The organism is Kocuria oceani, from assembly GCF_029524215.1.
Classification (GTDB): Bacteria; Actinomycetota; Actinomycetes; order Actinomycetales; family Micrococcaceae; genus Kocuria; species Kocuria oceani.
The window spans coordinates 44,382-54,354 of the sequence record NZ_JARAMH010000025.1; the positions used below are offsets into that span (position 1 = coordinate 44,382).

Here is a 9,973-nt window from a genome sequence, read left to right on the forward strand (position 1 = left end):
GTTTAGCAACTGTCATGAATCATCAACCGTTATTAGAGATTGTCGTGTATTGTAGCAACTGTGAGAATGGAGATGGTCGTTGTGTCTGATGCGCTGGACAAGCTCTTCGAGGGCCTGCCCGAGCGGCTGGGCATCGATGACCTCACGCGGGTCCTCGGGCTTGCCGACCGCACGGTCACCTACCGGTGGTTGCGTGATGGGATCGTGCCGGCGATCAAGCTGGGGAAGACCTGGCTGATCTTGCGCGACGACGTCAAGGCCCACCTCCGCTCTCAATACAACGTCCCCCATTCCACCGACAATGACGGGGCGCAAGCTAACGACGAGTAGGGAGAGCATCATGGCGGAGGCACTGGAGCGGCCGGTTTGCACGGCCACCATCGCCGCGGACGACAGCGTGGAGGTCACTATCGACCAAGTTCCTTATGGGTTCTCCTCGATGACTGAGGCGATCAAGCATGTGGTCTCAGTGGCCGCTGACCTGGGGCGACCGATCAAGCTCACCGCGATCGATCCCAGCTCGGAGACCGAACCTGAGACGCATCTGATTGTCGATCCCGAAGGTTCGGTCGCTGCCGATCCCAGTGCCTCCGCCAAGAAGCGACCCGTCCGGCGCGGCTCTTCACGGGCCGTCACACTCGATGACTTCGCACCGACCACTCCCGCTACCAGCACCACCCCTGAGGGCGTAGATGCGGCCCCTGACAAGCCAGGAAACCTGGATATCGAGCGCGCACAGGGCGAAGAAACACGCCCAGTGGCCGACACCACAGGGGTCCCCGATGTGGAGGACACCCCGGTGCCGCGCCAGGACACCATCCTGGGGGCACCTACCGCGCAGCCTTCGGACGTGACCACGCTGCGCCCAGCCCAGAAGACAACCTCGCTGGATTCCGGACCCACCGCTGGCGCTGCGCCTTCTTCCCGGACCCCTGCATCGCCTGTACTGGTGGCCGCACCAGGTGATCCGCGCCTGCATCTGCGGCGGGAGGAGAACACTGACCAGCCCGAAGCACCGGCACGGGGCGGGTGGCGCGGGTGGTGCAACCACACCCTGGGAATGTCACTGGCCGCTTCTGCCGCCGAACGTGCCACCAGAGCCCGCCGGCTACGCATCCAGCGCCCCTTGCAGACCCACTACACCGTTGCTGTCCTCCAGCTCAAAGGCGGAGGTGGGAAAACCACCACGGCCTACCACCTCGCCGCGACCTACGGTCGGGTGCGCGGGGGCAACATCCTGGCCGGGGAGTTCAACGAGAACCAGGGCACCCTGGCCGAACGCTCCCTCACTGCCGACCATGACCGCACCACCTTGGATCTGATCCGCAACCTGGAGACCGTCACCCGTCGCACCGCCGACCTCGTGCGCTACGTGCGCCCCCAGGGCGATGACCGGATCCACGTGCTGGCCTCCCCACCGGAGGGCACCGACCGCTCCCGGGTGGACGGGCGCTCCGTGCGCACCGCCCACGAGACCCTGAGCTCCCTCTACAGCCTGATCCTGCTCGACACCGGCAACTCCGCCCAGTCCTCCACCTGGCGCGCCGCCGTGGACGTGGCCGACTCGCTGGTGCTGGTCGCCCACAACCGCGAGGACGACGCCCGGCTGCTGGAAGCCACGGTCGAAGCCGTCACAGCCGAAGGCCACGGCGACAAGCTGGCCCGCTCCGTGCTGGTCGTCTCCAACACCGCCACCAACAACACCGAACGCATCAGTCGCCTGCGCGACTACGCGGAGGCGATCGGACTGGCCGGGTGCGTGGTCATCCCCTTCGACAAGTCCCTCCAAGAAGGACGCGCCTTCCACTACGACGCCCTCCACCCGGGAACCGTGCGGGCCTACGAGGAAGCCACCGCCACACTGACCGACCAGCTCTGACCCACACCCCTCCCATCCCCCCAGGAGGCTGTGATGTCCGCTGGATCCTCGCGCGCCCTCGGCGCCATCATGGCGCTGCTGCTTGTCTTCGCCATCGGCTCGATCGTGGCTCTCGCCGTGCTCGTGGCCACCCTGGCCGAAGACGAGGAGCAGACCTCGGCCACCTCCTGCGCCGTCACCGCCGTCACCACCGACGACGACCAGGAGCGTGCACCGAACATCCCCAACGGCTGGGCACCATTGGTGGAAGAAGCCGCCAAGACCGCAGGGCTGCCCGTGAGCGTGGTGGCCGCCCAGCTCAAGCAGGAATCCAACTGGGACGCAGGCGCCGGCAGCTCCGCCGGAGCCCAGGGCATCGCCCAGTTCATGCCCGCCACCTGGGCGACCTACGGCAACGGGGGCGAGGTCACCGACCCCGACGACGCGATACCGGCCTACGGCCGCTACATGGCCGCCCTGAAGAAGGACGTCGAACCACTGGCCGATGGGGACGCCGACCAGCTCGTGCGCCTCACCCTGGCCGCCTACAACGCCGGCCCCGGGGCCGTGCAGCAGTACAAGGGTGTGCCGCCCTATGAGGAAACCGAGAACTACGTCCGCACCATCCTTGACCTCGGCCAGAGCGAGTTCTCCGCCAACTGCGAGGTCCCCACCGGGGCGCAGGAATGGGACGGTGACCTAGGAGACGGTGAGTGGACCGTGCCGCTGCCCGGCGGGAAGTTCACCTCCGGCTACGGGCGGCGCAACGTCCCAGGACTGCCGGCCTGGGCACAAGAACACGTGGGCGTGGACATCGCCACCCCCGGTGCCGGCTCCGGCTCAGGAGGCCCAGTGATCGCCCCGACAGCCCTGCGCATCACCGGATTCAACAACACCGACGGGTGCGTGATCGCCAAGGAGAACGGCGACGACCCCGACTTCGGCTTCGCCTTCTGCCACCTGAACACCTACAGCGTGAAAAAGGGCGACACGCTCAAACGCGGCGACGTGATCGGCACCGAAGGCAACAAAGCCGGCCTGGGCGCGGTATCCACCCACCTGCATTTCGAGATCTACAAACCCGACGCCCCCGATGTGGTCTACCCCTACGAGGGCTTCAACATCGACCCCGAACCCATCCTCAAGCAGAAAGGAGCGTGGCCTAAATGACCCGCCACTCTCAGCTGGCCCTCACCCTCGCGCTGTGCGCTCTACCCCTGGCTGCCTGCGCCCCAGACGTAGCTGAACGGACCAGCGAACAGACCACCGCTACCGCGACGAGCACGCCCTCCCCCACCGCGACCACCCCCGGAGAGGGCACCTTCCTGGATCCGACTGATGTGGACCGCACCGATGTGGAAGCCACCGCCGAAGCTGCCGCGCTACTGATCCACTCCTGGGACACCGTCACCGACCGCACCCAAACCGCCGCCGCCATCCGCGCCAAGCCCTTGATGTCGGAAGAATGGGCCGCCAACCAGATCGAGCCCGAGCGCAACGGCAACCAGGCCGCCTGGCTGAAACCGTCCGAGCACCAGGCATACAGCGCACCCAGCATCACCCCCGCCGTGGGAGATGTCTCCCGCGACGTCGCCAACGACAAGGTCATCCGCGCTTACGACCTCACCTGGCGCTGGATCAGCCGCGACGGTCAAGAAATCGAGGCCACCGGGCGACGTCAGGTCGTCATCTACCTCGAGAAGCACAGCGGGCAGTGGGAAGTCGTCGGTCACCAATCCAGTGACCCCAACTAAGGCGCCCATGACTCCTGAAGATGATCAGCGCACGAAGCTCGCGGCGGCCCACATGCTTATGGCCCTCGCGGTCGTGACGTCTGCCGGCATTCTCTTCCAGCTCGCGATGCGGTTACCTGGAATAGACACTCCAAGCTGGAACACCTGGGCCGCGCTGGGGTTCAGCGTCGGAATCACCGCGGGGCTTCTCGTGGGAGCCTGGTGGCTGGTCCCGAAAGAGCTCATGGCGCTTCGGGTAGTGGGTGCCCGGGTGACTCGCTCGATAGGGCTCACCACCCCCCAGCTACCCGGCGTCAACGATCGTCAGCGCGCTGCCGTGGGCCTCGTCCTACTGCTGACCTTCACGATCTTGCTGGACAGCGCCGGGACCCGGTTGGTGACTGACGTCTTCAGCTCAAACCTGCCATTGATTGCGCTTCACGACGACTGGCGATATCTCGCCATTAAAGACGCTCCACCCATTTCCGTGGTCTTCATGAGCCTGCTTAGCGCACCGGTCGCAGAAGAAGTCTTCTTCCGTGGCCTGCCCCTAGCGCTCCTCACCTTGGTTTGGGCCACCCCGCGTCTACACCGATGGCAACCGCTCGTCAGCACGGGCATCGTCCTCGTAGGCGTCACCGCCTTCGCCTGGCATCACGAACCATCTGGCGCACTCAATATCGCTACCGCTGCGTGGTCGGGCAGCCTCTACATAGCCACCGCCATGCTCACCCGCAGCTTATGGATCCCCGTCGCTGCGCACTTCGTGCACAACCTTCTCGTGTTCGCTCAGTGGCTCGACTGGTGGCAGATGTGAGCCGACACGAAGTGCGACACACCCTTCAACCCCTGGCACATATAAACCCACTCTGTCAGGATGTGACCGTGAGCGAATACAAGACGCCAGCCCTGTACGGCAGCAAGGTGCCGTTCAGCTTCCGGATGTACCCGGAAGAGCACCGGCTGGCAGCCGAGAAGGCTGAGGCCAACAACATCTCCATGGCCCGGTACATCGGTGCGCTCATCCGGCGTGACGCGGGACTCCCCAACGAGCTCGACAACCCCAAGTCCAACGAGAAAAATCAACTACCTCTTGACCCTTAAATGACTGACGGCCCGCCGTGCAGGGCGGGCCGTCGAAGTCAATCAGCTGTCAGAAGTTTGGCGACCGAGACAGCTGGTTCAACAGCTAACTGAATGAGACCTATCAATGAACCCATCACCAGGGGACTGTTGTGCCCCCTAGTGTAGCCGAGACGCGTCACCATGTGGAGTCCTCCCGGCTCCGTGCTGCCGACGTGACGTTGGCCGCTGACCAGGACGAGCACCCGTCCGTCCACAAGTTCCCCTCTCACGCCCGTCGTGTGCGGGTGGAGCAGGAGCGTTCCAGGGCCGTCGTGCTGCGGGCGGTGCCCACGGGGTGCCAGCTCGCCAAGCACGTCGCCGCCTGGCGCCGGGCCGTGCTGGAGCACCCCAGCCTGGAGTTGATCCGTGCCGATGCCCGGGCGAACCTGTTGGCCGTGGTGGAGATCATCTGCCGCCAGCAGGACCCTGCCTCGCGCACCTGGCGCACGACCTGGGACTGGGTCGCGGAGAAGATCGACCGCTCCCGCTCCACCGTGGCCCGAGTGATCCGTCACCTGCGCGAGGCCGGGCTGCTGGCCGTGGTGGCCACCGGCCGCAGCGCCGCCCGCACCCCGGCCGCCACCGGCCGCACCCGCGGCGAGGCCCCCGTCTACGCCCTCATCCACAACACCGTCCAGCCGGCAGTTGAGCCTGTGGAGATAACTGACACCCCGGTCCCCACGAAGTGGGAGAGTCTTTCCCCGCACGCGCGCGAAGAGCTTTCCCCGAAGGACGCGGCTGCGCCGCGACCCACTCGAAAGCGCGCCGCGCAGCGGCGCGAGGTGGTCGCCGCCCTGAGTCGTCGTACAGCCCCGCTGTGGCCCCGTCATGCGACGACGGAGCCTTTGACAGGGCGGGTGACCCGTCGGGCGCGGAAAGAGACTCAGCGGGCGGCTGCCCTGGAGCTCCAGCACGAGGCCATCGTCCTGCGCCAGCTCACCACCGCCCACGTCGCCAGCGTGTGCCGCCCGTTCTTCGAAGCCGGATGGACCATCGCCGACGTGCTCACCGCCCTGGACTGGACCCCGGAGAACACCCGCTACGGCTTCCTCACCGTGGAAGGCATCGACAACCCCGCCGCCTGGCTTGCTACCCGGATGCGCGCCTGGACCCACCCCGACGGCACCCCCCTGCGATCCCGGGACCAACGGGTCGCCGCCGAGGCCGCCCAGCGCCGCGCGGCAGCACGCGCGGCCGCCGAACGCTACGCGACCCGCATCGCCGCCGCCGCGACTGTCCCCGCGTCGGCCCCCGAGCCTGGTCCCCGCCGGCCGTTCCGGCAACGCTGGGCCGCCCAGATCGCCGCCGGCCAAAACCAAGCCGCCGGCGCCGCCTCGGCTCCGTAGCCGGGCCCTTGGCGTGTCCGGTCGGGACGGGAGAATCCGCACCATCGACACTAACCAAACCGTATCTTTGTACGGGTCTATTGTGTTTATGGGCTGAGCTTTAGAGTATGTGTTCTATCCTGGCGGCATGAGACACCCAGTACCGCTCACCATTGACCGCCCCGTGCTGGTCTCTGCGGTCCTGGTCCGAGTCCCGGCTGGCTTCCCCTCCCCTGCCCAGGACAGCTTCGACGACGGCCGGATCGACCTCAACGAGGTCCTGATCAGAGACGTGACGTCCACCTACCTCTTCCGCGTCACCGGAGACTCCATGGAAGGCATCGGGATCTACCACGGCGACGAAGTCCTCGTGGACCGCTCCCTGACCCCCAGGCACGGCGATGTCGTGATCGCCGTGCTCGACGGGGACTTCACCATCAAGACCCTCCACGTCCACCCCCACCGGGTCGTGCTGCACCCGGAGAACCCGGCCTACCCGGACGTGGAGGTCCCGTCGCTGTCGACCCTGCACATCTGGGGTGTCGTGGTATACGGCATCCGCCACCTCAACCAGCGGAAGCTGCACTAGGACGGTGGTCTGCGGTGATCGCCCTGGTCGACGTGAACAACTTCTACGCCTCCTGCGAGGCCCTCTTCGAGCCCTCCCTGGCCGGCAAACCCCTGGTGGTGCTCTCCAACAACGACGGGTGCGTGGTCGCCCGCAGCGCTGAGGCCAAGGCCCTGGGGATCAAGATGGGCGACCCCTGGTTCCAGCTGCGCGCCGACGCGAAACGCTGGGGACTGATCAAACGTTCCTCCAACTACCAGCTCTACGCCGACCTGTCCGAACGCGTGATGCTGCTGCTGGCCCGCCACGCGATGGGCCAGGAGGTGTACTCCATCGACGAGTGCTTCCTGCTCCCACCCGAGGGCACCCCGGTTGAGCAGGTGCGATGGGCCCGCCGGCTGAAAGCCACCGTGGCCCGCAACGTCGGACTACCGGTGAGCATCGGGATCGCCAGCTCGAAGACGCGGGCGAAGATCGCCACCGAGGCCGCGAAGAAGCTGCCTGCCACCGGTGGGGTGGTGCACTGGGACCAGGCCCCGGACGGGTACTGGGAGCGGCTCCTGGCGGCCCTGCCCGTCACCGAGGTCTGGGGCATCGCCGGGCGGCTGGCCAAGCGGCTGGAGGCGATGGGCATCGAGACCATCGCCGATCTGCGCGATGCCGACCCGGTGGCCATCCGGCACAAGTTCTCCGTGGTGCAGATGCGCACCGTGCTCGAGCTCAACGGCTTCCCCGCCATCCCCGTCGAAGACGAGGTGGCCACCAAGGCCCAGATCCTGGTCTCCCGATCCTTCCCGGACCCCATCTGGGACCCGGAGATCGTGGGACAAGCCGTAGCCGAGTTCGCCCAACGCGCCTCCCGCCGGCTGCGGAAGGAAGGCGAGGTCACCGGGCGCTGCACCGTCTTCGCCACCACCTCACCGCACCGGCCCGGACCCACCCACAATGTCTCCGCGCACGTGCGTCTGGCTGTGCCCACCAACGAGCCCGGACCCTTGGTGGCCGCGGCACGGGCGGCCCTGGTGCCCAAGCTCATGCACGGGATGCAGTACATGCGGGCTGGCATCCTCTGCACGGACCTCGCCCCCGAGGGCTCGGTGCCCGTCCTGCCCGGGGTGCTCGAGCCGCCCGCCCCGATCGGGGAGCTCATCGACGCGGTCAACCGCCGTTTCGGCACCGGCACCCTGGCGCTGGGCCGGCTTGGAACCCGCTCCCCCGCTACCTGGCGAAACCGGCAAGCTGACCTGTCACCCCGGTATACGACCGACTGGGCGGAACTACGCACCGTCAGCTGACCCAAGACACAGGAGGGGCTGCCGCACATTTCCTCGGCCCCGGAGGGCCTCCGAAACGCTTGCCTAAGAAGATTGGGGAACCTAAGTGCCACTTCCCTGCCCCCACATCTGGGAAGACGCGTCACCTTTGACGTCAGTGTGCCTTGAGGTCGACCGCATCACTGGGGGTAGCTGATCCTTGATCAGCTTCCCTGTATGAGATTGGTGCTACGCCTGGCCAGGATGTTGGAGGTATTAGTTCCAACTACGTATTGTTAGTTCCAACGGAGCTAACTGTGATAGGCATGATTTGGCATCACTTCCCCGAGCCCCAAGGAGCCCCCGTGGACATCGTCGCTGTCGCCGCCCAGAAGGGCGGGGTCGGGAAAACAACCACCACGTACCACCTGACCCGAGCCGCCGCCCGCGCAGGCCTGCGCGTGCTGGCCGTCGACGCTGATCCGCAGGGCAACCTGACTTCCGCACTGGCTGCTGAGCCCCCACAGCCGGAAGCCCTTGGGGTTGCTGACACGCTCAATCCGGATGCGGAGCACCGCTACGCGCTCGACGACGTGATCGTCCCCGCTGTTTGGGAAGGCGTGGACCTTGCTCCAACTTCCGGTGAGGCGCTGACCTACATCGAGGACGAGCTCACCCAAAAACCCAAAACGCCAGAGAACTCCTCGCGGCTGAAAGCCAACCTGGCCACGATGGCCGACCGCTACGACTTGGTGATCATCGACTGCCCACCTAACCGTGGGGCTCTGACTGTCAATGCCCTGGTGGCCGCCACGCAGGTGCTGGTGGTGACCATGCCAGCACTGTATGCCGCCAACGGAGTCGCCCATATCTTCAGCTCCATCCAGGAAGTTCAAAAGGAACTGAACCCGGAGCTGAAAAACCGTGGGGTGCTACTCAATCTATGGGAACCCTCCACCATCGCCTCGCGAGAATGGCGCTTGTGGCTGGCTGAAACCTACGGGGACCAGCTCCTGGAGCCCTATATCCCCAAGCGCGAAGCTGTGAAAACTGCGCAGGAGGCCGGAATGGGATTGGACGAGTTGCCCAAGACGGAGGAACTGGTTCGTTTCTACGATGCTCACCTCCAACGCCTGCTGCCCAGCCGAGTCGGAAGGAACTGACCAATGCCCGCACGCCCAGCACGCCGACAGGCCTTGACGCCTCCGCTGCCAGCCTCGGACCGTCCCATATCCCCTATCGCCGGACGATCCACCTTGCCCTCACGCAACACGCCAGCGCCAGCCTCAGAGCCCGAGGCCAACGCCGGCCCCAAGCGTCCCAAGGCAAACCTGCGAAAGACGCGCGTCCAGCCCTACGTGGAGCCCGAAATCGACGTCAGGCTGAGGGCGGCCTACAACGCTCTGGCTCCACGGGACGATTCATTCAGTGACTTCCTCGAACAGATGCTCGTGGACCGATTGCAGGATCTGGAGTCCACCCACAACGGCGGCAAGCCTTTCCCTCCCATCACCAAGCGTCTGCGCACGGGCCCGCGGATGAAGATGCGCGAGACAGAGTGAACTTGTAGCTACCAACGCGCCTCCGCCATCGTGGCCCGGTGCTTGCTCGAGCGTCCGCAAGGCGTTCGAGCAATGTGTGCCTTTCTCACAACTGCATCGAGCAGAAAAAGAATAACGGAGTAACCTTGACGCTTCTCTGCAGGAACTGCAGGTCATTTGGAGATGTTAGTTCTAACAGTTCCAACAGAACGAACTCACGCCAACCACTGAACCTGTCGGAGTGCAAAGCTTCAGGCGCAGCCCTTACACGCAATAGCGTCCCTCGTTAGAGCTGTTGGTTCCAACTTCCCCCACTTAGGTTCTGGCTCTGTGGGTCGCCCCCATTTTTGCGTGACAGGCTAGGTAGGGAGTGGCGGCATAAGCTCCAATGTCACCCCGTCAAGGTTGCAGGCCAATAATGTTAGAGCGGTTAGCTCTAACCGCCCTAACATTATTGGCTCTTCGGTCATTGAGTGGGGATCAGGGGATGAGCCCGCCGGCCGCCAGGAGCATACGGAGCCGGTAGTTGTCCCGGTTGCGGTAACCGCGGGCCAGGCGGCGATGGAGCTC

Annotated in this window: 11 protein-coding genes; all 11 read left to right on the top strand. The window is 65.6% G+C overall.

Annotated elements, in window-relative coordinates; all coding sequences use genetic code 11:
- Positions 1-66: 66 nt before the first annotated feature.
- The 11 genes from PU704_RS18135 to PU704_RS18185 all read left to right on the top strand — a co-directional run bounded on the left by PU704_RS18135 (position 67) and on the right by PU704_RS18185 (position 9,424).
- Positions 67-330, top strand: coding sequence for a helix-turn-helix domain-containing protein (locus PU704_RS18135; protein ID WP_075871063.1), 264 nt, complete (start codon positions 67-69; stop codon positions 328-330).
- Between the two features lie 796 nt (positions 331-1,126).
- A complete protein-coding gene (locus tag PU704_RS18140) occupies positions 1,127-1,879 on the top strand; it encodes a MinD/ParA family ATP-binding protein (RefSeq protein WP_139318380.1) in 753 nt (250 codons plus the stop codon).
- A gap of 33 nt (positions 1,880-1,912) precedes the next feature.
- On the top strand, positions 1,913-3,028 hold the full coding sequence (locus tag PU704_RS18145) for a transglycosylase SLT domain-containing protein (protein WP_277552305.1): 1,116 nt from the start codon (positions 1,913-1,915) through the stop codon (positions 3,026-3,028).
- Positions 3,025-3,612, top strand: coding sequence for a hypothetical protein (locus PU704_RS18150; protein ID WP_075871061.1), 588 nt, complete (start codon positions 3,025-3,027; stop codon positions 3,610-3,612). Before PU704_RS18145 ends, PU704_RS18150 begins: the two co-directional genes overlap by 4 nt.
- Positions 3,613-3,619: 7 nt before the next feature.
- Positions 3,620-4,408, top strand: coding sequence for a CPBP family intramembrane glutamic endopeptidase (locus PU704_RS18155; RefSeq protein WP_277552309.1), 789 nt, complete (start codon positions 3,620-3,622; stop codon positions 4,406-4,408).
- A 68-nt stretch (positions 4,409-4,476) separates the two neighbouring features.
- Positions 4,477-4,695 (top strand): hypothetical protein, encoded by a 219-nt coding sequence (locus PU704_RS18160; RefSeq protein WP_075871177.1) that lies wholly within the window; start codon positions 4,477-4,479, stop codon positions 4,693-4,695.
- A 194-nt stretch (positions 4,696-4,889) separates the two neighbouring features.
- Entirely contained in the window at positions 4,890-6,062 is a 1,173-nt protein-coding gene (locus tag PU704_RS18165) for a hypothetical protein (protein WP_277552312.1), read from the top strand.
- 127 nt (positions 6,063-6,189) lie between these two features.
- Positions 6,190-6,630 (top strand): LexA family protein, encoded by a 441-nt coding sequence (locus PU704_RS18170; protein WP_277552314.1) that lies wholly within the window; start codon positions 6,190-6,192, stop codon positions 6,628-6,630.
- A 14-nt stretch (positions 6,631-6,644) separates the two neighbouring features.
- A complete protein-coding gene (locus tag PU704_RS18175) occupies positions 6,645-7,904 on the top strand; it encodes a Y-family DNA polymerase (RefSeq protein ID WP_277552316.1) in 1,260 nt (419 codons plus the stop codon).
- Between the two features lie 323 nt (positions 7,905-8,227).
- Positions 8,228-9,025, top strand: a complete 798-nt coding sequence (locus tag PU704_RS18180) for a ParA family protein (RefSeq protein WP_277552318.1) — start codon at positions 8,228-8,230, stop codon at positions 9,023-9,025.
- Positions 9,026-9,118: 93 nt separating this feature from the next.
- Complete coding sequence (locus PU704_RS18185) at positions 9,119-9,424, top strand: hypothetical protein (RefSeq protein WP_277552320.1); 306 nt, start codon at positions 9,119-9,121, stop codon at positions 9,422-9,424.
- Positions 9,425-9,973: the final 549 nt, after the last annotated feature.